Origin of the sequence: Streptomyces sp. NBC_00154 (assembly GCF_026342835.1) — a bacterium.
GTDB lineage: Bacteria > Actinomycetota > Actinomycetes > Streptomycetales > Streptomycetaceae > Streptomyces.
Genome location: NZ_JAPEMI010000002.1, coordinates 807,397 through 833,603, shown reverse-complemented (window position 1 = coordinate 833,603; position 26,207 = coordinate 807,397). Strand labels below are relative to the sequence as shown.

Below are 26,207 nucleotides of genomic sequence, written 5' to 3'. Positions count from 1 at the left end.
GGTCCATCCCCGGGCCGGCTCTTCAAAGGAGAAGAACATGCTCAACAGACGGAACTTCCTCACCGCCGCGGTCGGCGTGGCGGCCGCGGGCGGCCTGGCGGCCTGCGCCAAGGAGGACAGCGGCTCCAACAGCTCCTCCTCCGGGGGCGGCAGCAAGGTGATCAGCCTGGGCTTCTCCCAGGTCGGCTCGGAGAGCGGCTGGCGCACCGCCAACACCGACTCGGTCAAGGAAGCGGCCAAGGAGGCGGGCTACACCCTCAAGTTCTCCGACGCCCAGCAGAAGCAGGAGAACCAGATCTCCGCGATCCGTAGCTTCATCGCCCAGAAGGTGGACGTCATAGCCTTCTCGCCGGTGGTCGTCACCGGCTGGGACGCTGTGCTGAAGGAGGCCAAGGCCAAGAACATCCCGGTCGTCCTCACCGACCGCTCTGTCGAGACCTCCGACGACTCCCTGTACGTCACGCTGGTCGGCTCGGACTTCACGGACGAGGGCAGGCGCGCGGCCAACATCCTGGAGAAGGTCCTCGAGAAGGCCGGCCACAAGGGCGCCGTGAAGATCGCGCAACTGGAGGGCACCACGGGCGCCGCCCCGGCGATCGAGCGCGCCAAGGGCTTCAAGGAGGTCATGGAGGCAAAGCACAAGGACGACTGGAAGATCGTCGTCAGCCAGACCGGTGACTTCACCCGCGCCGGCGGCAAGCAGGTCATGGCGGCCTTCCTGCAGTCCAACCCGGACATCAACGTGCTCTTCGCGCACAACGACGACATGGCCATCGGCGCCATCCAGTCCATCGAGGCCGCCGGCAAGAAGCCCGGCAAGGACATCCTGATCGTCTCGATCGACGGCGTGAAGGACGGCTTCGTTGCCATGTCCGAGGGCAAGATCAACGCCATTGTCGAGTGCAACCCGCTGCTCGGTCCCCAGCTGATGGACGTCGTGAAGAAGGTCAAGGACAGCGAGACGGTCGAGCGCTGGATCAAGACCGAGGAGAGCGACTTCATGCAGGACCAGGCCAAGGCCGCGCTCCCAAACCGCAAGTACTGACCGACCGCACCCACCGACGGGGAGCTCCCGGCCGACCGAGCCATCGGTCCCGGGGCTCCCTGCGGGCCTGAACCAATCTCACAAGGAGCGCTGCCATGGCAGAGCCACGGCCCGTCCTGGATATGACGGGCATAGTCAAAGAATTTCCGGGGGTACGGGCTCTGTCGGACGTCGACTTCCGGCTCTTCCCCGGCGAGATCCACGCCCTGATAGGCGAGAACGGCGCGGGCAAGTCCACCCTCATCAAGGTGCTGACGGGGGTCTACTCCCTGGACGGCGGCACGATCACGCTGGACGGCAGGTCCGTGCGGTTCGGCAGCCCACTGCAGGCCCAGCACGCCGGCATCAGCACGGTCTACCAGGAGGTCAACCTCTGCCCGAACCTGTCGGTCGCGGAGAACATCTTTATCGGGCGCGAACCGACCCGCATGGGCCGCATCCAGTGGAAGCGGCTGCGTCAGGATGCGGCAGAGCTGGTGGACCGGCTCGGCCTCGACATCGACGTCACCGCCCCCCTGTCCTCGTACCCGCTAGCCGTGCAGCAACTGGTCGCGATCGTACGGTCGGTGGGCACTGGCGACAGCGACGGAGAGGGATCGGGCACCAAGGTTCTGATCCTCGACGAGCCGACCTCCAGCCTCGACCGAGACGAAGTCCTTGAACTGTTCGCCCTGATGAGGCGGTTGAAGGATGAGGGCGTTGCGATCCTGTTCGTCTCGCACTTCCTCGACCAGATCTACGAGGTCTGCGACCGGATGACTGTACTGCGCAACGGCAACCTCGTCGGTGAGCACATGGTGCGCGACCTCGATCAGGTCGGGCTCGTCCAGCTCATGCTCGGCAAGGCTCTGGACCAACTGGAGGAGCTCCACGACCACCAGTTGCACTCCGACGTCGGCGAGACGCTGCTCCAGGCGGACGGCCTCGGCAGGACCGGCGGCATCGCCCCCTTCGACCTGGAGATCAAGAAGGGCGAGGTGATCGGGCTCGCAGGCCTGCTCGGATCGGGCCGGACCGAACTCGCCCGGCTGCTCTTCGGCGCCGATCAGCCAGACAGCGGCAAGGTGTCCATCGGCGGCAAGCAGGTCTCGATGAGCGCCCCGAACGACGCGATCGGCGCCGGTGTCGCGTTCTGCTCCGAGAACCGCAAGAGCGAGGGCCTGGTGCCCGATCTGACGGTGCGGGAGAACATCATCCTGGCCCTGCAGGCCTCGCGTGGCTGGACCCGGCCCATCCCGGTCTCCCAGCGCGACGAACTCGTCGCCAAGTACATCAAGGCGCTGGACATCCGCCCCGCCAACCCCGAGGCCACGGTCGGCCAGCTCAGCGGCGGCAACCAGCAGAAAGTGCTGCTGGCCCGCTGGCTGATCACCCAGCCGAAGCTGCTGATCCTGGACGAGCCGACGCGCGGTATCGACATCGGCGCGAAGGCGGAGATCCAGAAGCTCGTCGTCTCACTCTCCGAGGACGGCATGTCCGTGCTGTACATCGCGGCCGAGCTGGAGGAAGTACTCCGGCTCAGTCACACCATCGGAGTGCTGCGCGACCGTCGGCTGGTGGCGCAGATCGCCAACGGACCCGAGATCACCACGAGCCGGATCCTGGAGACCATCGCGAGCGGAGAGAACCAGTGACCACCTCTTCCCGATGGCGAGCGCTGACCCACCACCACCTGCTCTGGCCGGTAGCGGTCCTTGTCTTCCTGCTGCTCGTCAACGTTCCCTTCACCCCCGACTTCTTCTCCGTGCGGATGACGGACGGCCACCTCTACGGCAGCCTCGTCTCGATCGTGCTGTTCGGCTCACCCCTCATCCTGGTGGCGGTCGGCATGACCCTGGTCATCGCCACCGGCGGCATCGACCTCTCCGTCGGCGCCGTGGCCGCCATCACCGGAGCACTGGCCTGCTCGTACATCAGCGACCAGGCCGACCAAAGCGCCCTTTCCAGGGTGCTGCTCGCCATGGGCCTGGGCCTACTGGCCGCGGTCGTCTGCGGCCTGTGGAACGGCTTCCTGGTCGCCAGGATGGGCATCCAGCCGATCATCGCCACGCTGATCATCATGGTCGCCGGACGCGGCGTGGCCCAGCTGATCACCAACGGCCAGATCATCACCATCAACAGCGAGCCGTACAAGCTGATCGGCGGCGGCTACTGGCTGGCACTGCCCTTCTCCATCTTCGTGGTGGCGGTGGTCGTGGCCGTCACCGTGGCGCTGACCCGCCGCACGGCACTCGGGCTGCTGGTCGAGTCGGTCGGCGGCAACGCCGAGGCCAGCCGCCTGGTGGGGATCAGGTCCCGGCGCATCAAGATCATGGTGTACGCGTTCTGCGCGGTGTGCGCGGGCATCGCGGGCCTGATGATCAGCTCCAACACCTCGGCCGCGGACGGCAACAACGCCGGCCTGTGGATCGAACTCGACGCTATCCTCGCCGTGGTGATCGGCGGCACGTCACTCCTTGGCGGCCGGTTCTCCATCGGTGGCACGGTCGTCGGCGCCCTCGTCATCCAGACCCTGACCACCACGATCTACACCATTGGCGTGCCGACCCAGACCAACTTGGTCTTCAAGGCCGCCGTCGTCATCGTCGTCTGTCTGTTGCAGTCCCCGAAATTCCGCGCCAAGGTCCTCGGCGCCAAATTCGGCGCCAAGTCCGGTGCGAAGGGAAACGCCAAGCCGGGCGCGGCCCCGGCGGACACCGCCGCGGCGACCGAGGCCGCTCCCAAGATGGAGGTGTCGTGATGAGCGCGACCACCCAAAGCCCCTCAGCCCCGAACAGCCGTACCACGTCCAAGGCCGTGCTTCTGCTCGGCGACCGGCGCATGCCCGTCCTGGCGACGGCCCTGCTTTTCCTCATGATGTACATCGCGAGCCTGAGCCGGTACCAGAACTACGGGTTCGCCGAACCGCAGGTCTTCATGAACCTGTTCATCGACAACGGCTATCTGCTGGTCGCCGCCGTCGGTGTCACCTTCGTCATCCTGTCGGGCGGCATCGACCTGTCCGTTGGTTCGGTGATCGGGTTTACGACGATGTTCACGGCGTGGTTGGTGGAGCGCCAGGGGCTGCCGCTCCTGGCCGTGATCCCCATGGCGCTGGCCGTGGGCGCCCTCGGCGGTTTCCTGATGGGCTATGTGATCCACAACTTCGAGATCCAGCCCTTCATCGTGACCCTCGCCGGCCTCTTCCTCTTCCGCGGCCTGTGCCTGGTCATCAGCAAGGAGTCGATCTCCATCGGCGACTCCTCGGTGACCAGCATGGCCCAAGCGCAGGTGTCGCTGGGGATGGGCTTCCTGTCGATCGGCGCGATCGTCGCGCTGGTCGTCCTCGCCGTGGCGTTCTACGTCCTGCACTACACACGCTTCGGGCGCCGGGTGTACGCCATCGGAGGCAACGAGCAGTCGGCCATGCTGATGGGTCTCCCGCAGGGCGGCACGAAGATCGCCGTGTACACCACGAGTGGCTTCTGCTCGGCGCTGGCCGGGCTGCTGTTCACCCTGTACATCCAGTCCGGTGACCCGTTGCATGCCACCGGCATGGAACTCGACGCGATCGCCGCCGTCGTGATCGGCGGCACCCTGCTGACGGGCGGCTCCGGCTATGTGCTGGGCACCGTCTTCGGTGTGCTCGTCCTAGGCCTGATCAAGACCATCATCCAGTTCGAGGGCACGCTCAGCTCATGGTGGACGAAGATCGCCACCGGTGTGCTGCTGTGCGCGTTCATCCTGATCCAACGCGCGATGTCGGCACGCAAGAAAACCTGACCGGTCAGGTCGTCCCACGGCCGCCGCTGCCCGCTCCTGTGTATCTGGGCGGGCCGTTGGCATGAACTCCCTTGCGCGGAGCAGGAGTTATTCCGGACCTGTCGCCTCACTCGGTACACGTCAACAGTGTGAGACTCCGATCCGGCCGCTGGTCTCCACCACAAGGGAGTGGTGTGTCACGCGTACCGAGATTCCGTCACGTTCCCATGGCCGTGGCAGCGGCCGTCCTCGCCCTCACGCTCGCCGTGTGCGGCTGCGACACCGAGCCCGGAGGAGGCACCTCCGCAGTCCCCGCCTCACTCGACGCCAGGGCGGACGTGGGCAGGCAGCGGTTCACCGTCTCGACCTGGGACGGCTGTATGCCCGAGGACCTACCCGCCCGCTTCAAGGCCGCCACCGGCGTCCCGTGACCGTCGCGAAGCACACGACCAACGACGCGGACGTCTGGAACGCCTTCAACACCTGGGTGATGGAGCAGAGCTCACGGCCGCTGCGCGACCTGGAGTTCATCCACGAGGGCGCCCTGAACCTATACCTCTACCCGGAGATCGCCGACTACGCGAAGGCCCGCCCAGCGGGCCGGCGTTGGCACCGGCTGGACTCCCCGTCCGGGAGACCGACGAGGTGCCCGTCGAACTGGCTGACCCGCCGGACAGTCTCGTAGGACGTGCGGACGGAGCGCACTAATCTACTTCGCCTCGGCTCGCTCGCCTCCGCCGACGTGGAGTTGATACGCAGGGCCATCGCTGCGCGCTGGCCCGCATCCCGCACCGCTACGTCGTCTCCGAGGGGCCGCTGCACGACGAGGGTCGTATCCCCTTGGCGTCATGGTGCTTCGGTCCGTACCCACGATGAGAGTCCACGAAAGAGAGGAACCCCAGCCGACGCACGGCTGGGGTTCCTCGAGGCGGTGAGTACAGGTCAGCTGGTGGAGTTGCCCACGTCGTAAACCGCTCGTCCACGCACCGGCAGACCGCACCATATCGCGATCGCCGTGGATCAGGCAGGTTAGCGCTGCAGGGTAAGGACGCCCGGTCGCCACGGCAGTTGGTCGTAGCTGCCGCCCGCGGTGGGGGACTTGCCCTGGTAGAGGAACTGCAGGTTGCAGGGGTCGATGGTCATGGTCTGGTCGGGGTTGTTGCGGACCAGGTCACCGTGGCTGATGTCGTTGGTCCAGTTGGCACCGCTGTTGGCCTTGCCCGCGAAGGGGTTGCTTTCGCTGCTGGCCTGCGGGGTCCACGAACCGCTCAGGCTGGAGGCCGTGAACGAGCGGAAGTAGCGCCCATTCGAACCTATCGCTTCAACGATCATGAGGTACTGGTTCTGGCCCTGAACCTTGTAGACCTGCGGCGCCTCGAACAGGTTGTTCGTCGAGTCGCTCATGACGGTCGTGTACGACGAGCCGAAGCTGCCCGGGAAGTTTCCGATCGGCATGCTCGCCCGGTAGATTTTGCCGTTGTCACCGGCGAAGAACAGGTACATGTTCTGGCCGTCAGCGATCAGGGTCTGGTCGATCGGGCCGGTGCTGGAGCCGGAGATGCTACCGGTGAACAGCGGCTGCGGCGAGGACCAGCCGTTGGCGTTGGTGGGGTCGCTCGACGTGCGGTAGACGAAGGCCGACGCACCCCATTGGTACGCCAGCACCCAGATGTTCTTGGGCGCGAAGTAGAACAGCGTGGGCGCCACTGCGGCCTGGCTCATCCCGGTCTGGCCGGCCGACGCCATGTCCGACCAGTTCGTGAAGGGACCAAACATCATCGATCCGTACGACGAACCCGACACGTTCGACGCGTAGACCAGGTGCTTGCCGTTGTACACCACGTTGGTGAAGTCCTTCAGCGAGACCCACCCGTTCGCCGGCTGCGCCAAGACGCCCGTCGACGTCCACCGGTACGTCGACGGAAGAGAACACGTGCCGCCCGCCGGCGGGGTCGACGTCCCGGACAGGCCGGTCCACTTCTGGTTGCTGCCGCCGTTGCACGTCCAGATCTCCACCGCCGTGCCGTTGGCCGTACCGGCGCCCGTAACCTCCAGGCACAGCCCGGACTCCACGCCGACGACCGTGCCGTCGGCGTTCACCCGCCACTGCTGGTTCGCACCGCCGGAACAGGTCCAGATCTGCACCCGGGTACCGGCCGCGGTGGCGTGGCCCGGAACATCCAGGCATTTGTTGCCGTACACGGTCAGCTGGTTGCTGTCCGTCAACGTCCACTGCTGGTTGGTCTTGCCCGAGCAGTCCCAGATCTGCAGGTACGCGCCGTCGGTCTGGCTGGCGTTCGGCACATCGAGACACCGGCCGGAACCAACACCGCGCAAGGCACCGCTGGTGGCCGCCTGAGCCGGGTTGGCGACGAGCATCGCCGCTAACGCGACCAGGGCCGCAACCGCGGCGGCGAGCACCACAGAAAGATGCCTGCGGCTGAAACTTCCTCTGCGCATGGTGACTTCCTCATCCTTGAGTAAGCGGTTCCGGTTGGCCCCGCCAGAGGCTGTCCGGACTGTCGATGTGGTGCGGTTCTTAGCGGACCGTGGGCACCGGGCTGACCCCTTGTGGCTTCCCGGTCCTGCGAGACCTTTTGAAAGACCGGCGGCGCCCGGCTTCTTCGGGCTGCTGCGAAGCGCACCGGTCTGTGTCGGACGTTGATCGTCGTGGTGCAAGCCCGCCGCACGGTGACCGCCACATACTCCGCGAGCCGTTCGAGCTCTGATCGAGACCGGGGCCCGCGCGGGACGGGGTGGATTGGATTGTTCATGGCGTTCCTTGAGTGAGACGGAGCTGAGGAATCGAACGGCTCAACGACATTCCGTGCCCCACCTGAAGAGGGCATCGAGCGCCACCGAGTCGGGTGGACGGATGGAGCTGTCAACGGCTTTTTCACAAAGGCCCCGACCGTGTTCGCCCGCCTGTCCGGGCCGCTTGGGCGCCCAGGGTGGAGGCTCGGACGGCGTCGGGTGAGCCCGTCGTGCTCCCGGGCGTGATCAGGACGGTCGCGGCCACAAGGCCCCGGACCGAGGCTCGGCGACGGCCGAAGCGTTTGAGCGGCTTCATGCTTCTCTTCGTACGGTCGGGTGCGGGTGGGGGGTTGGCCTGGATCGGCTCGGTTCAGGGCGTGGGCGGCTCGTCCCGCGTGACGCGGACCGAGCCGCCGAGCGCCTGGGTGGCGTGGTTGAAGAGGGCGAACCGGTAGCCCATGAAGAACCGTCGTCCAACTGGTGAACGGCGCATGGGGCACCTCCTGTCCCAGCCCGGCCGTGCCGCCGCCCCGCCAGATCAGGCCAGCCGTCCCAGGTCCAGGTGACCGGTGCCGACGCGGGCACCCGGCCGCCGGGGTGGGCGTCGACGAATGCCAGGTAGTACCAGGCGCCGTTCTGCGCCTGCACCAGGCCGCCCTGGTGCGGGACGCCACCGCCGGGGATCGGCCCGCGCAGGTCGAGGAGCACCTGCCGCATTGTGTACGGACCGAAGGGGCCGCCCGACGATTTCAGGATGTACTGCCCGTTCGCGGGGCGAGTCAGGAAGATGTAGTACTGCCCGTTGATCTTGTAGAAGCGGGAGCCCTCAAGGGTGCCGACGCTCGACGGGGTCGTGAACACCTGCGGCGTACGGACCTGGGCTCGGCCGTCGGGGAAGAGCTGGGCCACGCTGATCGTGGTGTTGCCGTACGCCACGTACAGGGTGTCGTCGCTGTCGACCAGCAGCCCCGCGTCGTAATAGGGCGTGCTGATCGTCGTCAGCCGGTTCCACGGCCCCTCGACGGCCGTTGCGGTGTAGATGTACGTCCGGGCGAAGTCGATCTGGCCCAGCCAGTAGAACGTCCTGTCGCTCGGACGGTAGGCCAGCGACGACGCCCAGATCCCTCTGACAAAACCACGGGCCCCGTTCAGGTCGTACTTGGCGCCGAAGTCCAGGACCGGCACCGAGTGGCCGGCGATCTCCCAGTGCACCAGGTCGTACGAGCGCAGGACGGGCGCGCCCGGCGAGTAGTGCATGGTCGAGGCCGAGGCGTAGTAGGTGTTTCCGACGCGGATGACGTCGATGTCCGCGAAGTCCTGCCAGATCAACGGGTTCGTGTACTCCCCGGCGGCGGCACGGGCCGGCCCCTGGGCGGGAGCAGCTGCGGCGCGGAGGGCTCCCGCCAGCGGGAGAACCGCGCCGGCGGTGAGGCCGGTGGCGGCCGCCGGCGCGCGACGACGAGGGTATGGATGACGAGGCCATGACATACGCATGTGCGGCGTGCTCCTTGCGGCTCGGCCGTTGCGGTGGGCGTGACCCGGAGGTGCCCTGCTGTGCGAGTGGAGCGGTTCCAGCTTGTTCGTGATATCGAACAAGGGTCGAAGTATCGAGCAACCTGGATGATAGGGAACCGGTGAACGGTGTCAATACTTCTCGCATGATTCGCGAGTAGCGCCGAAACATTCGCAGCGCTCTATGGATGAAACGCCGCAGGTCAAGCCGATCGGGCCGAGCGGATGGACAGCCCTTCGGTGCCGGATCGGGGCCGGTTTCGTGGACGGTGTTGACCTACGGTCGCCTCTCCATTACCGGAAGGAGCCGAGGGTGCCCAGACGATCAGGCGGACGACTGCTCCGCCTCCCCGTAACCGCCGTGCTGACGGTCACCGCGTCCGGGACGGCCTCCTCCCACTCCACCGCCACGGCCGCGCCGGGCAGCCTGGCGCGCACCCCGCCGCTGGAGGTTCACAACTGCTGGGCACACAAGCCGCTTTGGCGAACATGGGCACGATTGAGTGAACGGTGCGACGGTCTGTAGGCATGGCTGGCGGGGTGTGCGTAATGTTCTCGGTGCGATCTGGGACGCCGGGTGTGGCGTCAGCGGTCGGGGCCCCCGTGTCACCAGCGAGATGGTGCGCTCCCCGTCGCCTCTGGCCACACCCATATGGCCAGATCGTAGGGATTCCGCCCGCCCGGGACGGACCGCATACGGGATATGCGTCGCCGACCGGGACGCGAAAGCGGAGGACCAGTGCGCCCAACACCGTTCGGGGCGCGCCGGTGAGCCAGGACTCACTCCTGCTCACTGCCCAAGGAACGGTGGAACAGCTTCGGGTGCGGGATCACCGAGGTCCAGGTGCGCCAGGCCGCCGACGCGATGGTGTCCTCGGGCATGCGGGACGCCGGCTACCGGTACGTCGTGGTCGCTCGCGTCGTATCTGCACGGGCATTGGCGAGGCGTCGACTCGGGGCGCTCATCGCCGAGTTGGCCAGCCCGTGGGCGGCGCGGGAAGAGTCCCGGCCGGGCGAACGCCGAGGCCATGACCGTCTGCGCGCCGAGGGCGGCAGACCCAGCCAGCAACTGGTCTCCACCGACCGGGCCATCGCGACCCTGGTGATCCCGGTTCCAGCTTCCGCACGCCGCCCTCGCTGTCTTCTATGGCGTGGACCGCTCCACCGTCACACGCGCCGTCCATGAGATCCGTCCACTCCTGGCGGCGCGCGGCTTCGCGGTCCCCGGCGAGGCGGGACTGCGTCTGTACACACTGGCCGAGTGGAACTACGCACGCCGTCAGGGTCGGCCAACGGCCCAGCACAGGGACCTGAGAGAAGCCAGGCCGTGCTCGCCCTGACCCGCTGGCGTCACAGCCCACGAAGATAAAATGGTCGCCACGACCGAGGGACCAAGTATTCCCTCCGGGACACGACAGGGAGAGACTGTGCCGCGCTACAGCCTCGAAAACCGGCTGGTCATTGGAATCGCATCCAGCGCCCTCTTCGACCTGAAGGAATCCGATGCCGTTTTCCGGGAGAAGGGCGAGGAAAGCTACCGCTGTTATCAGCGGACCAAATTGGACGAGACGTTGCAGCCGGGAGTCGCCTTCCCCTTCATCCGCAGACTCCTGTCGCTGAATGATCTGAATCCTGATGGTGACCCACTGGTCGAAGTCATCATTCTCTCCCGCAACGACCCCGACACCGGGCTTCGGGTCATGCGATCCATCAGGTCTCATGGCCTGCCCATAACTCGCGCCATTTTCATGCAGGGACGCTCGCCGTACAAGTTCATGCGCGCGCTGCAGATGTCGCTGTTTCTGTCCGCCGACGACGGCGACGTCCGCGAGGCTACAAGCGCTGGGCTGCCAGCAGGCCGTGTCCTTGGCTCCGCCGTCGCCGACGATCCTGACGACAGGGATCTGCGGATCGCCTTCGACTTCGACGGGGTTCTCGCCAGCGACGAGTCGGAGCGCGTGTTCCAACAGGACGGCATAGAAAGCTTCCGTAATCATGAGACCCTGAACGTTGCCACGCCTCACGACGCGGGTCCGCTCCGGGAGTTCCTCCGGAAGGTGAACACGCTGCAGCGCCGAGAGGAGGAACGGCGCAAGAAAGACCCGGACTACGCGATCCGCGTCCACGTCTCCATCGTCACGGCCCGCAATGCGCCCGCGCACGAGCGGGCCATCATGAGCCTGAACCAATGGGGCGTCACGGTCAACGACGCCTTCTTCCTCGGCGGAATCGACAAAAGCTCGATCATGGAAGTGCTCAAGCCGCACATCTTCTTCGACGACCAGGAAAGCCATCTCCAAGGCACGTCGCAGACGACACCGAGCGTCCATATCCCGTTCGGGGTGGTGAACCAGGAAGCCCCGCAGACTGCTCCCGAGTAGCCTCCCCACCCAACTGTCTGCCGATGCGGGGGGGGCGTCATCCCGGGCGGTAACGAGCCCCCGGGCCCGAGTACCTCCGCGTCTTGCTGCACGGACCGCCTTCCCATATGAAGCGACCGCATTACCCACCGGCCCGACACCCGATACTCCGGTGCCGAAGCGTGTCCTATGTGCTTCTCCATACGCTGTGGCTCGACGGCCGCGCCGCGCCCGCCGGAGGGGAACCCGCCCATGCGTGTCGGATCCGGCAAGAGGAGCAGCGACCGGGACCGGTCGTTCAGGTGCGCGGATCTGGTAGGCCGGATCGCGAGGGGGTGCCACGTACAGCGACTGGCAGCCGGTGGGTGTGCCTCGACAGGGTGACCCCCATGTCCTGTGGTCCGTCGGGCAGGACAATGGGTCACCCGTCAGTGGGTCCTTGGAGTTGACCAACACTGGCCGTACCGGTGGCGACCGGTACGGCCAGTGGCGCTGCCGCGCCGGTTCCGCATACCGACGACGCCGCACCCAACACCCGCCACGAAGACATCGCCTCCGACGATGTGATGGAAGTCGCCGACGACCGCGGCGGAGCCGAACTCGGCCTCGGTGCGTGTAGCCCCGATGGTGGCGTACAAGGTCCTTGCGGCTTTGTCCGCACCGCAGATGCTGTGACCGCGCCGCGGTCGCTACGGTCGATGGTGTCGCCTCGGCAGGCACGCGGACCACTGAACAAGTGGGCCGTCGCCGTCGAGGTCCACTGTCGCGGCGACGACGATGCCGTCTCCCGGCTCCCGACGTCCCGTCCGTCTTCGAGTTGTTCCCACACCGTTTCGGCGGCGGGGTGCTCCGCTGTCCTACATGGTGTGCCCGGTGGGCCAAGACCGTGGGGCCGCCGGTGGGGCATCGTCGCAGATCCCGCTCCGCCGGTCCGGACGTACCGATGGCGTCGGAGAAGACGCGGCACCGGTGGTCAGTGAGGCAGCACGGTGTCCAGCCATTGCAGGACCTCGGGGGTCACCGGGTCGGTGATGTCGGCGAACTCGTCATGCTTCTTGAGGAACTTCGCGACGTAGGGGCAGACCGGCACGATGCGCTTCCCTGACGTGCGTACGTCGCTCAACGCCTGCTGTACGAGTATCGCGGCCAGGCCCTGTCCGGCGAAGGCGTCGTAGATTTTGGTGTGGTAGAAAACGCGCTGATCGTCGCGGTCGCGATACGCGGTGTGGCCTGCGGTTGTACCGTCGACCAGGATTTCGTAACGGTGCTTCGGGTCCACTCGCTGGACAGTCGGAGCGGCGGCGGGCTGGGTCATCGCATGCCTTTCAGTGACGCGTCGGGTTTTTGCGAGGTGCAATGGTGGCGTGGGGAAGGGCCGGCGCGGGAAGACGGTCGCCGTCGTAACCGTCGACCTTGCCGAAGCGGTCGGATGCGCTCTGCCACGCTTCCCTGGCTTCGACGATGTCTTCGTGGCTCCGACCGATGAAATTCCACCACATGACGATCTGTTCCTCGAACGGCGTGCCGCCGAGCAGGACTGCCCGCGCAACGGTGTCCGTCTCGTTCGCCAGCGTCAGTGTGTCGCTTCCGGTGCCGACGTATCCCAACTCCGTCGGGTGCAGGAGTGTTCCAGCGATACGGACCTCCCCGTGGTCGACGAGAAGGCCGTGCTCGAAGCCGGCGTCGATGGCGAGCGTGGTCGTCGAGTGCGGCTCAAGGATGAGTTCGGCACCGAGCAGGGGCGTGAACGTCCGCACCGGAGCGGTGTCACCTGCCAGCGACCCAAGGAACACTCTGACTTCGGCTCCGTCCACCCGGACCGAGCTCGGGACGTAATGCTGGAAGTCACGGCCGGCGTGCCGGTGTTCTTCGGGAAGCGCCACCCACAACTGGACGCCGTGCAAGATCGTGGTGCGGGCGGTGGAAACTTCCGAGTGGCTGATGCCGTGCCCACCCGTCATGAGGTTCAGCTCACCGGGCCGTACAAAGGCGTGGCTGCCCAGACTGTCCCGGTGCTCGATCTCCCCGCTGAACAGCCAGCTCACCGTCTGCAGACCGGTGTGCGGATGGGGCGCGACGTCCATGCCGCCCGTGCCGGCAACGTCGTCGGGGCCGTAGTGGTCGATGAAACACCAGGCCCCGATCAGCGTCCGGGCCCGCTGCGGCAGCGTGCGCCGTACGGTCATCGACCTCGGACCGCCCAACGGGACGTCCCTCGCGGAGAGGACCTCGACCTGCGGCACATGCTCACCGTGCTCCGAGGCCCCGCAGCGGAGCTCGGCGGGTTCCCTCTCGACATTACTCATCGCACGCCCCTCTCACCCAAGGATGATTTTATATTCAACAATTGTTTCCGATCATACGAGGATGCCCTGCCGTACGCACGACAGGGCCGGCGAGGGCCGGGGGCGGCCCGTGAAGGAGTCCAGGTTGAGTGACACGGCAGCAGGCCCCGTGAGCAAGCGGGTCTTCATCGACAAGCAGAGCCCGAAGGCGTACCACGCGCTGACCGAGACAGCCGAAGCAGTGCGTGCGGTCGCCGCCGACGCGGGGCTGGATCGCACGCTCGTGGAACTGATCAACCTCCGCGTGTCACAGGTCAACGGCTGCGCATACTGCCTCAACGTGCACACCCGGGCCGCCCTGCGCGCAGGCGAGACCACCCAGCGCCTGGGGGTACTGGCCGCCTGGCGCGACACCGAACTGTTCACGGCGCGGGAGCGCGCGGCACTCGCTCTGGCGGAGGCGGCCACCGAACCCGCGAACGCCGCCGTGCAGGAGAGTGCCTACGATGCAGCCCGCCAGGCCCTCACCGACGATGAGATCTCCGCAGCGATCTGGGTAGCGATCACCATCAACGCGTTCAACCGCGTCTCCATCATGAGCAAGCATCCCGTGCGCGTGATCCCGCAGCAGTGATTTCGGCACCACCCCCTGCCGGGCGCCGAGACACCGGTCGCGCACAGCACCGGTTCAGAAAAAATTAGTTGATTCTTAAATCATATTCATTTATGGTTCAACGATGTCGGGCATGCTCCACCGGCGCGGCGACGCCGGCGGCCAGTGTCCGCCCACTGCCCCTACGCACTTTTCAACGGAGAACAAAGACATGACCACAGCCGTCAAGCTTGCCGTCATCTACTACTCGTCCACCGGTTTCAGCGCCGAGATCGCCAAGGAGATCTCCCAGGCCGCGGAGAAGGCCGGGGCCGAGGTCCGTCTCCTGAAGGCCGCCGAACTCGCCCCCGAGGCCGCCATCAGCTCCAACGAGGCATGGGCCGCACACGCCGCCGCCAGCGCGGGCATCCCGGTTGCCACCCCCGCGGACGTCGAGTGGGCCGACGCCGTGATCTTCGGCTCCCCGACCCGCTTCGGCAACATCTCCTCGCAGCTCAAGCAGTTCATCGACACCCTCGGTGGCCTGTGGGCCCAGGGCAAGCTGGCCAACAAGGTCTACAGCGGCTTCGTCACCACCGCCACCGCCCACGGTGGCCAGGAGTCCACCCTGCTCGCGCTGTACAACTCGATCCACCACTTCGGTGGCCTCGTCGTCTCCCCCGGTTACACCGACCCGGTCAAGTTCGTCGACGGCAACCCCTACGGCACCTCGCACGTCGACGCCCAGGGCAACAACCCCATCGGCGACCAGACCCGCAACGCCGCCCGTCACCAGGCCGAGCGCGTCGTCCAGGTCGCGGGCGCCCTCAAAGCCGGCTTCGCCGCCTGACCCATCCCGGCCCGGACCCGGCTCATCCGCGTTGCCACACCTCGGCCAGCAGTTCGTAGGACCGCACCCGGTCGGCATCGCCGTGAGTGATGGTGTGATGAGCCTCACCGGTGTGCCGGGCGCAGTCGCGCCCGGCACACCGGCCCCACCACCTGCGCGCCGCTCTGGACGGAAGAGCCCGCATGTCTCCCCCGGCAGTCAGCCACACGTGGTGTGAAGCTGCGATGCTGCGCGCCACGACCCGGCCGACGTGCCACGCACGCTCCAAGCGACCCCGCACTCCTGTGCAGCCCCGGGTCGCCCAGAACCAGCTCGGCTTCTTCTAACGGCACGACAGAAGGTGCCTGACCTGGGGCTTTACCCAGGCCAGGCGTCTTTTGGGACCGACGGTCTTGCTGCTACCCGGGCGCCGCGAGACGACGCCCTGCTGCTCGCGCGCACCCGCGTTCTCGGCCCGGAGAAACCGGCCACGTGGACGCTGCCCGCACCCCCGCGCAGCGCCACCGAAGCCCGCCGGCTGATCACCAGCCAACTCGATGAACGGCGCCTCGCCGAAGTCGACTTCAGCTGGACGCTCATCGTGAGCGAACTGGTCGCCGACGCCGTGCGTCACCCCGACGGACCGGTCAAGACCCGGCTGGTACGCGAGGAGCCCGGATCAGGAGTAGCACTCCGGGCCAGGTCGTCTCGTTCGCGTCATCTGACAACGCACGGGGGCACGCAGACTCGGCACCAGTTCGATCCAGGGGATCCAGCACCAGGCCCCTTCTTCGACGCGCTCAACCCGCGAACTGGGCCATCCACGCCTCGACATCGTCCGCCGACCGGGGCAGGCCCGCTGACAGGTTCTCGTGACCGTCGTCGGTGACGACCAGGTCGTCCTCGATGCGGACGCCGATGCCGCGCCACTCCTCGGGCACGGTGAGATCGTCCGGCTGGAAGTACAGGCCGGGCTCGACGGTGAGCACCATGCCCGGCTCCAGCACGCCGTCGACGTACTCCTCGTTCCGGGCCTGCGCGCAGTCATGCACGTCCAGACCGAGCATGTGACCGGTGCCCGCCATGGTGAAGCGGCGCTGGAGGCCGAGTTCGTACGCGCGGTCGGCCGGGCCTTCGATGAAGCCCCACTCGACCAGCTGTGCCGCCAGGTATCGCTGGGACGCCTCGTGGAAGTCGCGGTAGGCGGCGCCCGGCTTGACGGCTGCCATGCCGGCTTCCTGTGCCGCGTACACCGCGTCATAGACCTTGCGCTGCAGAGGCGTGAAGGTGCCGCTGATCGGCAGCGTGCGCGTGACGTCGGCGGTGTAGAGCGTGTGTGTCTCCACGCCGGCGTCGAGCAGGAGCAGGTCTCCCGGGCGCACCGGACCGTCGTTGTCCGTCCAGTGCATGATCGTGGCGTGCTCGCCCGCGGCGCAGATCGAGCCGTAGCCGACGGCATTGCCCTCGAGGCGTGCACGGCGGAAGAACGTGCCCTCGATCCACCGTTCGGACGACGCGATCGCCCCGGAGAGCTCACCGATCACATCGGTGAATCCGCGCACCGTGGAGTCCACGGCCTTGCGGAGTTCGGCGATCTCCCAGTCGTCCTTGACGAGGCGGAGATCGCCGAGCGCCTCTTCCAGTTCGGCGTCGCGCTCCTCATCTGTGGTGACGGCGACCTCCAGGGACGGGTCGAGGCCCCGGACGATCCGGGTGGGCGCACCGGAGGCGGCGGCCAGGTCGCCGGCCGCCGTGCGGACGTCCCGGCAGGGCAGACCGAGCACGAGCTCCGACTCGGCGAGGGAGCGGCGCCGGCCCATCCACAGCTCCGCCGTGGCGCCGGTCCAGAACTCGTCGTTGTCCCTGCTGTCCCGCGGCAGCTGGTAGCAGAAGGCGTCATGGCCGCCGTCCGCTCGGGGTTCGAGGACGAGAGCGCCGTCCCGGGCCTGGTCTCCGGCCATGTGCACGTAGCCCGAGTACGGCCGGAACGGGTAGCTGTCGTCGTTCGAACGGACCTTGAGGTTCCCCGAGGGAATCACGAGGCGTTCGCCCGGAAAGCGCGCGGAGAGCGAGGAGCGGCGACGGGCTGCGTACGGGGCCTGCTCGCCGAGTCGCAGGTCGTGCCGCTCGGTGTCCGCCCACCCCGTCCGCATCAGAGCGGACAGTTCCTCGGAGATCCCTGAGTAGAGACCGTTCTTTCGGCCTTTCGCCACGGCATACACCTTCTTCTGGATGGGTTCCCAAGCGGCGCTGGGCAGAGTGAGCCGTACGGACAGGCTTGCTCCCGGTGCGGCTCGTGCTCCCTCGCCGCCGCCGGTCGTCGGCGGCTCCCGGACGGTATCCCGTACCGCGCGTGCTCGGTGCTGAAAAGTGCCACTGGCACAGATCGGCCACAGCCTCCGGCCGGAGCCGTCGATAATGCGACGTATGACGAACGCGAAACTCGGCGAGGCCCTTCAGCTTCTGGGCATCGATCACGCGGCGGCCCAGGTCTATCTGGCACTGCTCGAGCTGGCCCCCGCTCCGCTGAGTGCGATCGCGGCCGCGGCCGACCTGGACGGTGCGGAACTGGCCACGGCATACGCCGCACTGGTCGACGCCGGTCTCGCCAGTGCCGCCGAGGAGGGTGAGGACGTGGTTGCCCCGGTGCCACCGACCGCAGGCCTGGAGATCCTCGCCCGGCACCGTGCGGCCGAGGTCGAGGAGTCACGCATCACCGTCGGGGGCGCGTTCGAGTCGTTCCGGCGACAGCGGCTCGCCGCGTACAACGACAATCTCGTCGAGGTCGTCACCGGCGACACCATCGGCCCCAGGATTCGTCACGCATGGGCAAGCGCCCGCGATCAGATCCGGCAGTTCGAGTCACCGCCGTACTTCCCCTTGGCCGACGCCACGGACGACGCGCTGGCCACGCTCGCCCGCAGTGTGACGCAGCGTGTCGTGTATTCGCGGGAGTCGTTGGAGCACCCGGGCCACCTGAAGGAGGTCATCGAACCGTGCATCAAGGCCGGCGAACAGGCCAGGGTGCTGCCGTCGGTGCCAGTCAAACTCGTGATCATCGACGAGGCGTACGCACTCGTGTCGTTGTCGATCAAAGAGGCGGACGTACACAACACCATGCTGGTCGTGCAGCCATGCGGCCTGCTCTCCGCACTCATCGCACTGTTCGAGCAGTCCTGGCAGAACGCCCTGCCGTTCCATGGCCGCACCACTCGCCCAGGAGGCCTGCCACCCGGCGACCGCCGCCTGCTGTGGCTCCTCGCGGGCGGCGCGAGCGACGACATCATCGCCCGCGAGCTGGGAATCAGCCGCCGCACGCTGTTCCGCCGCCTGCAGATCCTGATGGCCCAACTGGGCGCCGCGAACCGCTTCCAGATGGCCTTGCAGGCTCAGCGCAGCGGATGGTTGTGACCGGCACGCTGCCCCTGCTGCTTGCCGCGCCCACCGCAACGGCGCGCGTCAGACCAGGATCCGGACCGTTCCCGGACCAGCGCGCCGCCGGACTTGCTCCTCACCCAGCAGCAGCCAGCCAAGGCCGCACCAGAAGGGTGAGGTCCTCCAGGAGTTCGGCACGGTCAAGCAGTTCCCGATTGAGCTGTCCTACGACGCACGCATGTACTCCTGCCAGCGGCTCATCCAGGTGCTGGCCGACACTCAGATCCTCCACGCCCTCTACGAGAAGCACCACTGGCCGGTACGCGGGGCGACGACCTTCGACCAGCTGCACCTCGTACTGGTCAAGCACGCCGGCGAGCAACTGCAGCAGATCGACGCCCTGGCGGAGCGTGTGCAGAGCCTGGGCGGTGTGGCCGTGGGCGATCCGAGGCTCGTCGCCGAGATCACCTCCATCCCGCGGCCGCCGAACGGCGTGGAGGAGATCCCGGCCATGCTGTCACGGCTGCTGGAGGCCCACGAGACGATCCTCGTCCAGGCGCAGGACGCCGCCGCCCGGGTCGCTGAGCTGGGCGACGACGGCACCAACGACCTGCTGGCCTCTGAGGTGATCCGCACCGATGAACTGCAGACCTGGTTCCTGGCCGAGCACCTGGTCGTCACACCGCTGGTCCCCGCCTGACCTCGACCTGCCCACGTCCGGCCCCCCGCTTCGCCGACGGGATGCCGGACGGAGGGACGCCGTGTCGGTCACCGAACCGGGGAAAGCCGGACGCCTCCCCCGCCGCCTGCCGCGACACATGAGGCACAGGCTGAGTGCCGGCCGCAGGTACGGATGGCACATGGGGTGTGTGGGCAAATCTGCCGCGCCCGCCACAGCGCGTCCCCGGCCTCGTCCGGGGCATTGGGCCGCCGACCGTAGCCCTGCGCAAGGCGCCCGGCTCAGGGGCGAACGCGACATCGAGCGCTCAATCGGCCGGTCGTAGCGCCGTGAGTTGTTGGTCGAAGGGCACCACTGCAAAGCCACCGACCTCGACCGGCGCGTCGTCGACCGCGGTCTCACGTACGTGCCGGGTGGCCGACGGCGACCAGGACGCGCTTGCGGAGGCCGAAGACAGTAGACGCCCAGCGCCTGCGATCGAAACCCGCCATCCCAACGGCCTCGTCGCCGACCCCTTCGCCGAGTCCTCCGTCGAGTCCGCTGACACCCCGGTCGAGCTGCCCACCCGTATCGAAGACCTCGCGGGTAGCGACGATGACCATGTCTGGGGCGCGGCGGACAGTGCTTCGCCCTGCGTACCAGGGTGTTGGATACGAGGCGCCACAGCGCCGGAACAGCCGCTGGCGACGTGCTAGGCCGAGCAGACGGGTGCTTACAAACGTACGCGGCAGTGCGCAACCCAAGCGCCCGTGCCCATTTCGCTCTATCCTTAACTGCAACCTCGGTAAGTCTGAGTAGGCTCGACTTGCTGGACGGAGCCTTTGGTATACGTCAGGTGCTGCTGCGACGTACGGTCGCACGGTTCTCGAGTCATGTGTGAGGCCTGGCGTCAGATCACTCGCATCCCCGCACGGAGCGCGGGATGGCTGCGGTACGCGATGCCCCGGGCAATGCGCCGATAGAGATCGCCACTCTCACGGGCTCCAGAGTTGCTTCTGACGGCGTGATGCGCTGCGGCAGAGTACGCACCCCAGGACCTACAACCTTCCGCCCGGCGAGTCCAACTCGTCTTGATTGCAGTGACCAAGCGGACCGATCCACGTAGTGGAAGACGAAGCAAGCCCTGCGGATGACTGCCCGGTACTCGAGCAGAAACGCAGCATGCCCACAACGGCTCCGCAACAGGACGGCACAGGCGAGTACGTACCGCCGCCTCAAAGCGGAGAGTCACAAGAAGGATGAGAGAACCGTCATGACAGGAATACGGTCTGTCTGTAGCCTTCTTGCTGCTGGGGTGTTGGCTACAGGCGCCGCATGCGCCCCCACAGCAGAGCATGCGGCCGACAAGGTTCCAGCTGCTGTCACGGTTTCGAAGCAACCGTCCGAGACGCTATCGACTCTGTTCGAACAGGCGCTTCCCAATGTCCAGGGCAAGACGTTCACCTCGGCAATCGTAGACTTCCCGCCGGCTGCACGCGCGGTGCCACATCGGCACGGAAACGCTTTCGTATACGCCTACGTGCTTGAAGGCAGTGTGCGCAGCCAGCTCGAGGGCGGGCCGTTGCGTACCTACCACCAGGGCGAGAACTGGGTCGAGCCGCCGGGCGCCCACCACATACTCACAGAAAACACCAGCCGGACGGAATCGGCGAAACTGCTGGTCATCTTCATCTCCAACACGGGAGACGAGCTCAAGGTGGCTGATCCGCCACGGTAGGTCTCAACGGACCCTCCGTGCTGGTGGACGGCTTTCTCCAGCCTGTCTGAAGCACAAGATGCTGGACGGCCGCCCCCGTGATTGCCTGGTGCCGATGGGCTGTTTAAGGTCTCTGGCCCCGCAGAGCCGGCATGAACCGCCACGAGGACACGCATCATGAAGCAGTACACACCGGACTACCCGGAAATGATCGTCCCAGTCGGCCATGTCGAGCCTGTTCCGCGCCGCATCCGCGGCTACACGGCAAACCTTCCCGTCCTCGACACCGTGCGAGCACGATATGTGTGGCTGTGGCCGGGCTACCCGCAGTACTGCATCCCTCGGGAGGACATCCGGGACGGGGTGCTCCTCGACGAGGGCCGAAACGTGGCACTACGGATCGGCACGGCGCGCCGCCACACCCTCCGGCTGGGCGCACTCACCCGCTCGGGCGCGGCCTGGGAATGGGCTGACGACGCTCCACCCGCTATCTCCGGCTCCGTCAGCTTCCGCTGGGAGGACATCGACGCATGGTTCGAGGAGGACGAGCAGGTCTTCGTCCACCCCCGCAGCCCCTACACCCGCGTCGACGCGCTGCGGTCGAGCCGCAGTGTCCGCGTCATGCTCGACGGAGCCGTGCTCGCAGACGCGCCGTCCTCGGTGATGGTCCTGGAGACAGGCCTCCCGACGCGCTATTACCTCGACCGCGTGCGCATCGACTGGACACGCATGCAGCCCACCGACACCGTCACCAGCTGCCCCTATAAAGGCAGAACCAGCGGTTACTGGTCTGTCACAACCGACACGGCCACCTACCCCGACCTCGCCTGGGCGTACGACTTCCCAACCCGGCAGCTAACGCCCATCGCCGGACTGGTCGCCTTCTACAATGAACGCGTGGACCTCTACCTCGACGGGCAACTTCTTCCACGCCCTGCCGCCGTCACCAGAGCCATCTGGGAGCAGGAACACCGCGTGTGACGGACGGTGGTACCGCCACGAAATATGGGTAGCCGCTCCCACCGTCAGGACAGCCTCATCGGGTGCGAATCTGCACGACAGCCAGGCTCTGGAATCCCCGGTGCGCGGGATACCGCCGATCCGCTCCCGCCGCGGGCCGCGGCGGTGCCGTCCTGCCTGGTCGCGACGGTTGCTCATCTCCTCCCTTGCCGGGTCCTGAATCGCCCCGGTCGGTGGGGGCACCAGGTAGGCGGCGCTCGGGTACATCGCGGCGAGGGTGTCGGCGATCGTGCGAGCCAGCCCGCGCGCCTGATCGAGGGCAACTTCCTCGGCGGCCGTGAAGTGATAAACGGTGGTGCGCATGGGCATCTCCACGGCGAGAGCCGCCTCGGCGGCCTCGACGCGACGGCGCTCGTCCGCTTCCCGAGCTGCGCGTTCCCGCTCAAGGCGCCCGGTGCACTGCGCATCAGCGCGCCGAGAAGAGGTGCGGCAGTTCTGCCGCGGGTGCTCACCACACTGGCGCGCCGGTTCTCCCTGCCCTCCCCCATCAGGCGCACCGCGCCTGATGCGTCGCGGTGCGAGCGGAACAACCATCGACGACAGGGTGGGCGGCACCCTGGAGGAAGAGAAGGTATGAAGGCGGCAGAGGAGGCGTGATGCGGACCAGCGACGAGATCTATCACCGGGTCCGCTGGGACCCGCGGTTCGACCCGGCCCGGTTCGTACTGGGGATCAGCCAGCGCGGGGATGCCCTCAAACGCATCCCACTGCCTTCCTTCGTGCCCGGGGGCGACATCCCGTGGCACCGGGTGGTGTTCATCGAGGCGGACGGCGAGGTGATCTGGGACCGGTCCACGGGTGTGGACCGCATCGACGCGTCGCGCGCCGGCCGGGTGCATGACCGGCAAGCGGAGCTGAGCTCCGACACGAGCTCCGGCAGGGGCGAGCCCGACGGCGTCCTCGACGTGTCCCCGACGGCCCGCACGGCGGTGGCCTGGATCCCGCCTGCGGAGCTGTGGCCGCCGATCCAGGACATCCGCCGGGATTACGATCCGCAGATCCACCGCTGGCCGCCGCACGTGAATGTGCTCTTCGGCTTCGTGCCGGAGTCCGACTTCGAGCGGGCGGCCCCGCTGCTCGCCGCGGCGACGGCCGAGACGCCGGTCTTCACCGCCCGGCTGGACGGGGTGCGCACCTTCCGGCACAGGGCGTACTTCACCGTGTGGCTCGACCCAACGGCGGCCGGCAAAGCGCCGTGGGCGGACCTGTACCGCGTACTGCAGCAGCGGTTCCCGCGCTGTTATGGGCCCGCCAAGAACTTCACCCCGCATCTGTCCCTGGGCCGGACCCGAGATCCGCGGCGAGTCACCGCCGCCTGCGCCACCCGGCTCGACGCCATGACGGCGACGGTCTGGGAGCTCGTCCTGCTCTCACGCAGGGGCGATGGGCCGATGCGGCCACGGGCCACGGTCGCCCTGCGCACGGGCGAGGTCCGCCGGCTGCCCGCGCCCGGCTCCGAAGCACCAGGCCCGGAGGACACTGCCTGGCTCTCCGAGATCACCGACAGGTGACGCACATAACCCTGCGAGGCAAAGCACCGCCCGGGTTTCAGGTCGCACGGGCGGAGCGTTCCGACACCTGCCGGAGATGCATCAGCGCCTGCCCCTCCCAGCAACCAACGGTGACTCGCCCGGCAGGTCACCGGCACCTCTTGCCTCCCTTGGGGGCGCCGGCGAGCCTGCGGACGATACCCGCGGCCGCACGACACTTCCTGCCCGAGCATTCCGCGCGCCGCAGCGCAGCACCGCCGACGGTGAAGGTGTCCCGCCCGGGGCTGGGCGCGTGGAGAGAGCCCCGGGGCTCGTCGCACTGGCCTTCGCGATCGCGAAAGGGGGGCAGCAACTGGGTCAGCGTCTCGTCTCGGTCATCGACCGCCACCACGTCACCGCCACGATCGGGACACTGGCGTACGCCTCATTCCTGGCCGCACTCACGGCCGGCCGCTGGCTTGGGCCGACGGTCCTCGAACGATCCGGACGGGTCACCGTCCTGCGAACAGTCGCCGCCTTCGCCACCGCCGGAGTCGTCGTCTTCGCGCTCGGGCCGTCCACCGGCATGGCGTTCGCCGGAACACTGCTCTGGGGGATGGGTGCTGCGCTCGGCTTTCCGATCAGCATGAGTGCCGGGGCCGACGAGCCCGCTCGTGCCGCCGGCCGAGTCAGCGTCCCGCCGGGGTCGTTGAGCGCGCCTTCACCCATCTTCGCAGGTTCCGCCCGCTACGGATCCGCTGGGAGATCCGCGATGACATCCACGAACCCTTCCTCACCCTCGGATGCGCACTCATCTGCCGGCGCCGCCTGGTCGCAGTTCAGCGACGCCACTCATACACACCTGGTGAGGGGTTCAGCACTTCGCTCGGCCACTTCCTCAGCACTTGCCCAAGCAGCCCCCGCTGCTCGTCGATCCAGCCCTCTTCAAGACTCATGGGAAGCAACACTGAGACGCACGAACTGCTCGGATCCTCAACACGGACGACTGGAGTCTCGTGCTCTGCGTTGTACGGCTGGATCCTGATCTCGGGGCTGTGATCGTCGTCCCTCCAGCAGACGTCCTGACCGGCAGCGAGCAAGTCCAAAGCCCGAGACCAGTCCTCAAGATCTGCAGGGAACAGGGACATGGCCAGTCGACCGCTGACAAAGCTGCTCGTGACCACGACCTCTGCGTCGAGAATGTCGTGAAGATGCAGCACGCCCGGCGACTGACGCCCCAGCACACGCACCTGAAAGCTGTTGTCGCCATCCGAGAGGCTGATCAGTTCCACCGTGCACCCTCTGCTCCGCCTGCCCACATGTTCACGGCTCATGGTGCTGAACCAGATCACCAGGCACAACCAGGTTGTCCCATCCTCATTCTGTTAGGAGTTCAGCTGAACGAGCTGCGCTCACGACTGCTCCACACACGCTGGCCGGCCCCCTGGCCCGCCGGCGGATGAGAGGCCGGCACCGACCCGGCGAACTGCGACGCCTCGTCACGTACTGGGCGTTCGACTACGACTGGCGTGTCCACGAAGCCACCATCAACTCGGCAGGCCAACATGCAACTTTCCAACCTTCCGGTCACAACTGCGTCACCAACGGAACATGTGGCTCCCTTCGCCCATGCGGGCCCGATACGGTCATCCCTCCATGAACCATCCTTGGGGGGACAACTTGTACACCCGCACACTTACCGCCGCACTCAGCTGTCTGGCAGCTGTGACCCTGGTCGGCTGCGACCCGGCCACCTCCAGCGGGCAGCCCGCTGCTCCGACACCCTCTATCGCCGGCTCGGCCATGGCGCCGTCGGCGAAGGACGACAAGCCTGTCGAGCGCAAGGCGGTCGCGAACTTCGTTGGTATGGGACTGCAGTCCGCTCAGGACAAGGCGCAGGCTGACGGCTTCTACAGCCTGAAGTCTCATGACAGTGCCGGACGGGATCGCATGCAGGCGTTCGACCGGAACTGGAAGGTCTGCTCTCAGAACTACGCGCCGGGCAAGGCCGTTCCGGTCGACACCGAGCTGGACTTCGGCACCGTGAAGCTCGAAGAGGCCTGCCCCGCGAAGGATCAGAAGGAGCCGGAGGTTGAGGGAGGCAAGATGCCGAACCTGGCCGGCAAGTCTGTGAAGGCCGCACGTGGGGCTCTCGACTCGGGGACGTGGATCACGGTGACCGATGCGACTGGTGATCGCATCGTGTTCCTGGAGAGCAACTGGCAGGTCTGCACCCAGTTCCCCAGCCCTGGTGTCGCACTGCACGGGCAGCCAGTCAAGTTCACCGCGGTCAAGTACGAGGAGTCGTGCCCGTAGTTACTGGCCTCAGGCTCGAAGCCGCCCCTGCCGCCTCCGAGGAAGGCCTGGCGGCCGAGTGCGGCCAGTTCGACGCGCAGGAGGTCCCCTTCGGTGGGCAGGGCGGCGGTCCGTTTCATGTTGACGCGTGCAAGCGCCTGGCGAACGCGCTCCGAGTGGTCCGGCAGGAGGGTGGCGGCCCAGTGCGTGGCCAGGTGAAGGAAGTCGATCGAAGCCGCCAGCTGTCCGGTGGCCCGTCCGCGCACACCGAGGATCTGCGTGACGCGGCGTACGAGATGTACCGGGCTCTGAGGGCTGCAGCGGGCCCGGGTGCGGGCGGTCGCTCTGCGCTGCGAGCGACCCGCGCGTGGGTCGCCTGCCGATCGGCGCCGCAGGACGCAGCTCGCCGCAGCCGACGCCATCGACCGGCAGCGCTGAAGGTTCGTCGGCACCCGCACCGCTCCGTACGCCGCTCTTTGGCCGTGCGCCCGCACGGAGGGCATGCGCGGCCCCCAGCGGCCGTTGACGGAGGCGCAGCACCGCCACATCGCCCTC

General features: G+C 67.2%; 22 protein-coding genes and 4 pseudogenes. 19 read left to right on the top strand and 7 right to left on the bottom strand.

What is annotated here, in order from left to right:
* Positions 1–37: 37 nt before the first annotated feature.
* The 6 genes from OHA03_RS40205 to OHA03_RS40180 all read left to right on the top strand — a co-directional run bounded on the left by OHA03_RS40205 (position 38) and on the right by OHA03_RS40180 (position 5,471).
* Entirely contained in the window at positions 38–1,045 is a 1,008-nt protein-coding gene (locus OHA03_RS40205; protein WP_267008916.1) for an ABC transporter substrate-binding protein, read from the top strand.
* Between the two features lie 95 nt (positions 1,046–1,140).
* Positions 1,141–2,679 carry a sugar ABC transporter ATP-binding protein gene (locus tag OHA03_RS40200; RefSeq protein WP_267008915.1) on the top strand — a complete coding sequence of 513 codons (1,539 nt, stop codon included), beginning with the start codon at positions 1,141–1,143 and terminating at the stop codon, positions 2,677–2,679.
* Complete coding sequence (locus OHA03_RS40195; protein WP_267008914.1) at positions 2,676–3,785, top strand: ABC transporter permease; 1,110 nt, start codon at positions 2,676–2,678, stop codon at positions 3,783–3,785. The genes OHA03_RS40200 and OHA03_RS40195 overlap by 4 nt, the downstream gene beginning before the upstream one ends.
* Positions 3,785–4,807, top strand: coding sequence for a galactofuranose ABC transporter, permease protein YjfF (gene yjfF / locus OHA03_RS40190; protein ID WP_267008913.1), 1,023 nt, complete (start codon positions 3,785–3,787; stop codon positions 4,805–4,807). The genes OHA03_RS40195 and yjfF overlap by 1 nt, the downstream gene beginning before the upstream one ends.
* A 206-nt stretch (positions 4,808–5,013) precedes the next feature.
* Entirely contained in the window at positions 5,014–5,217 is a 204-nt protein-coding gene (locus OHA03_RS40185) for a hypothetical protein (RefSeq protein WP_267008912.1), read from the top strand.
* Positions 5,214–5,471 (top strand): hypothetical protein, encoded by a 258-nt coding sequence (locus OHA03_RS40180; RefSeq protein WP_267008911.1) that lies wholly within the window; start codon positions 5,214–5,216, stop codon positions 5,469–5,471. Before OHA03_RS40185 ends, OHA03_RS40180 begins: the two co-directional genes overlap by 4 nt.
* 344 nt (positions 5,472–5,815) lie before the next feature.
* Here the strand turns inward: OHA03_RS40180 and OHA03_RS40175 are convergent, their stop codons facing one another.
* Both OHA03_RS40175 and OHA03_RS40170 read right to left on the bottom strand, forming a co-directional pair.
* Positions 5,816–7,246 (bottom strand): non-reducing end alpha-L-arabinofuranosidase family hydrolase, encoded by a 1,431-nt coding sequence (locus OHA03_RS40175; RefSeq protein ID WP_267008910.1) that lies wholly within the window; start codon positions 7,244–7,246, stop codon positions 5,816–5,818.
* Between the two features lie 717 nt (positions 7,247–7,963).
* Positions 7,964–9,028, bottom strand: a pseudogene (locus OHA03_RS40170) (glycoside hydrolase 43 family protein); the annotation flags it as partial.
* A gap of 1,175 nt (positions 9,029–10,203) precedes the next feature.
* Between OHA03_RS40170 and OHA03_RS48130 the strand changes: the two are divergent.
* Both OHA03_RS48130 and OHA03_RS40165 read left to right on the top strand, forming a co-directional pair.
* Positions 10,204–10,392 carry a hypothetical protein gene (locus OHA03_RS48130; RefSeq protein ID WP_354006172.1) on the top strand — a complete coding sequence of 63 codons (189 nt, stop codon included), beginning with the start codon at positions 10,204–10,206 and terminating at the stop codon, positions 10,390–10,392.
* Between the two features lie 87 nt (positions 10,393–10,479).
* Positions 10,480–11,433, top strand: coding sequence for a 5'-nucleotidase (locus OHA03_RS40165; RefSeq protein WP_267008909.1), 954 nt, complete (start codon positions 10,480–10,482; stop codon positions 11,431–11,433).
* A gap of 952 nt (positions 11,434–12,385) precedes the next feature.
* Here OHA03_RS40165 and OHA03_RS40160 read toward each other — a convergent pair.
* Positions 12,386–12,727 (bottom strand): GNAT family N-acetyltransferase, encoded by a 342-nt coding sequence (locus OHA03_RS40160; RefSeq protein WP_267008908.1) that lies wholly within the window; start codon positions 12,725–12,727, stop codon positions 12,386–12,388.
* Positions 12,728–12,737: 10 nt separating this feature from the next.
* Complete coding sequence (locus OHA03_RS40155) at positions 12,738–13,718, bottom strand: pirin family protein (RefSeq protein ID WP_267008907.1); 981 nt, start codon at positions 13,716–13,718, stop codon at positions 12,738–12,740.
* A 124-nt stretch (positions 13,719–13,842) separates the two neighbouring features.
* On the opposite strand from OHA03_RS40155, the gene OHA03_RS40150 reads away from it, so the two are divergent.
* Positions 13,843–14,331 carry a carboxymuconolactone decarboxylase family protein gene (locus tag OHA03_RS40150; RefSeq protein WP_267008906.1) on the top strand — a complete coding sequence of 163 codons (489 nt, stop codon included), beginning with the start codon at positions 13,843–13,845 and terminating at the stop codon, positions 14,329–14,331.
* Positions 14,332–14,521: 190 nt separating this feature from the next.
* Positions 14,522–15,139, top strand: a complete 618-nt coding sequence (gene wrbA / locus OHA03_RS40145; protein ID WP_267008905.1) for an NAD(P)H:quinone oxidoreductase — start codon at positions 14,522–14,524, stop codon at positions 15,137–15,139.
* 779 nt (positions 15,140–15,918) lie between these two features.
* Here the strand turns inward: wrbA and OHA03_RS40140 are convergent.
* Positions 15,919–17,331 carry an aminopeptidase P family protein gene (locus tag OHA03_RS40140; RefSeq protein WP_267008904.1) on the bottom strand — a complete coding sequence of 471 codons (1,413 nt, stop codon included), beginning with the start codon at positions 17,329–17,331 and terminating at the stop codon, positions 15,919–15,921.
* 214 nt (positions 17,332–17,545) lie between these two features.
* Here OHA03_RS40140 and OHA03_RS40135 point away from each other — a divergent pair, with 214 nt between their 5' ends.
* Together OHA03_RS40135 and OHA03_RS40130 are read left to right on the top strand one after the other, a co-directional pair.
* Positions 17,546–18,529, top strand: a complete 984-nt coding sequence (locus OHA03_RS40135) for a LuxR family transcriptional regulator (RefSeq protein ID WP_267008903.1) — start codon at positions 17,546–17,548, stop codon at positions 18,527–18,529.
* A 58-nt stretch (positions 18,530–18,587) separates the two neighbouring features.
* The gene (locus OHA03_RS40130) at positions 18,588–19,193 is read left to right on the top strand and encodes a Dps family protein (protein WP_267009642.1); all 606 of its coding nucleotides are present in this window, start codon (positions 18,588–18,590) and stop codon (positions 19,191–19,193) included.
* 377 nt (positions 19,194–19,570) lie between these two features.
* Here the strand turns inward: OHA03_RS40130 and OHA03_RS40125 are convergent, their stop codons facing one another.
* Positions 19,571–19,774: a hypothetical protein gene (locus tag OHA03_RS40125; RefSeq protein ID WP_267008902.1), complete on the bottom strand. Its 204-nt coding sequence runs from the start codon at positions 19,772–19,774 to the stop codon at positions 19,571–19,573.
* Positions 19,775–20,466: 692 nt separating this feature from the next.
* On the opposite strand from OHA03_RS40125, the gene OHA03_RS40120 reads away from it, so the two are divergent.
* From OHA03_RS40120 to OHA03_RS40100, 5 genes and pseudogenes are all read left to right on the top strand, one after another.
* Positions 20,467–20,889 (top strand): cupin domain-containing protein, encoded by a 423-nt coding sequence (locus OHA03_RS40120; protein ID WP_267008901.1) that lies wholly within the window; start codon positions 20,467–20,469, stop codon positions 20,887–20,889.
* 156 nt (positions 20,890–21,045) lie between these two features.
* Positions 21,046–21,849 carry a DUF427 domain-containing protein gene (locus tag OHA03_RS40115; RefSeq protein WP_267008900.1) on the top strand — a complete coding sequence of 268 codons (804 nt, stop codon included), beginning with the start codon at positions 21,046–21,048 and terminating at the stop codon, positions 21,847–21,849.
* Between the two features lie 64 nt (positions 21,850–21,913).
* A pseudogene (locus OHA03_RS40110) lies at positions 21,914–22,003 on the top strand (IS5/IS1182 family transposase); the annotation flags it as partial.
* A gap of 481 nt (positions 22,004–22,484) precedes the next feature.
* Positions 22,485–23,321 (top strand): annotated as a pseudogene (locus OHA03_RS40105) (RNA repair domain-containing protein); the annotation flags it as partial.
* Between the two features lie 741 nt (positions 23,322–24,062).
* Positions 24,063–24,176, top strand: a pseudogene (locus OHA03_RS40100) (IS5/IS1182 family transposase); the annotation flags it as partial.
* 20 nt (positions 24,177–24,196) lie between these two features.
* Here the strand turns inward: OHA03_RS40100 and OHA03_RS40095 are convergent.
* The gene (locus OHA03_RS40095) at positions 24,197–24,649 is read right to left on the bottom strand and encodes a DUF5959 family protein (protein ID WP_267008898.1); all 453 of its coding nucleotides are present in this window, start codon (positions 24,647–24,649) and stop codon (positions 24,197–24,199) included.
* Between the two features lie 167 nt (positions 24,650–24,816).
* Here OHA03_RS40095 and OHA03_RS40090 point away from each other — a divergent pair, with 167 nt between their 5' ends.
* Positions 24,817–25,017 (top strand): epoxide hydrolase N-terminal domain-containing protein, encoded by a 201-nt coding sequence (locus OHA03_RS40090; RefSeq protein ID WP_267008897.1) that lies wholly within the window; start codon positions 24,817–24,819, stop codon positions 25,015–25,017.
* Positions 25,014–25,673, top strand: a complete 660-nt coding sequence (locus tag OHA03_RS40085) for a hypothetical protein (protein ID WP_267008896.1) — start codon at positions 25,014–25,016, stop codon at positions 25,671–25,673. The genes OHA03_RS40090 and OHA03_RS40085 overlap by 4 nt, the downstream gene beginning before the upstream one ends.
* Positions 25,674–26,207: the final 534 nt, after the last annotated feature.

Excerpts from the sequence above, each read along its gene's own strand:
- OHA03_RS40175 (WP_267008910.1), bottom strand. The coding sequence starts at position 7,246 with ATGCGCAGAGGAAGTTTCAGCCGCAGGCATCTTTCTGTGGTGCTCGCC.
- OHA03_RS40125 (WP_267008902.1), bottom strand. The coding sequence starts at position 19,774 with ATGGTCATCGTCGCTACCCGCGAGGTCTTCGATACGGGTGGGCAGCTC.
- OHA03_RS40200 (WP_267008915.1), top strand. The coding sequence starts at position 1,141 with ATGGCAGAGCCACGGCCCGTCCTGGATATGACGGGCATAGTCAAAGAA.
- yjfF (WP_267008913.1), top strand. The coding sequence starts at position 3,785 with ATGAGCGCGACCACCCAAAGCCCCTCAGCCCCGAACAGCCGTACCACG.
- OHA03_RS40205 (WP_267008916.1), top strand. The coding sequence starts at position 38 with ATGCTCAACAGACGGAACTTCCTCACCGCCGCGGTCGGCGTGGCGGCC.
- OHA03_RS40090 (WP_267008897.1), top strand. The coding sequence starts at position 24,817 with ATGAGAGGCCGGCACCGACCCGGCGAACTGCGACGCCTCGTCACGTAC.
- OHA03_RS40135 (WP_267008903.1), top strand. The coding sequence starts at position 17,546 with ATGACGAACGCGAAACTCGGCGAGGCCCTTCAGCTTCTGGGCATCGAT.
- OHA03_RS40115 (WP_267008900.1), top strand. The coding sequence starts at position 21,046 with ATGAAGCAGTACACACCGGACTACCCGGAAATGATCGTCCCAGTCGGC.
- OHA03_RS40155 (WP_267008907.1), bottom strand. The coding sequence starts at position 13,718 with ATGAGTAATGTCGAGAGGGAACCCGCCGAGCTCCGCTGCGGGGCCTCG.
- OHA03_RS40085 (WP_267008896.1), top strand. The coding sequence starts at position 25,014 with ATGAACCATCCTTGGGGGGACAACTTGTACACCCGCACACTTACCGCC.
- OHA03_RS40160 (WP_267008908.1), bottom strand. The coding sequence starts at position 12,727 with ATGACCCAGCCCGCCGCCGCTCCGACTGTCCAGCGAGTGGACCCGAAG.
- wrbA (WP_267008905.1), top strand. The coding sequence starts at position 14,522 with ATGACCACAGCCGTCAAGCTTGCCGTCATCTACTACTCGTCCACCGGT.
- OHA03_RS40185 (WP_267008912.1), top strand. The coding sequence starts at position 5,014 with ATGGCCGTGGCAGCGGCCGTCCTCGCCCTCACGCTCGCCGTGTGCGGC.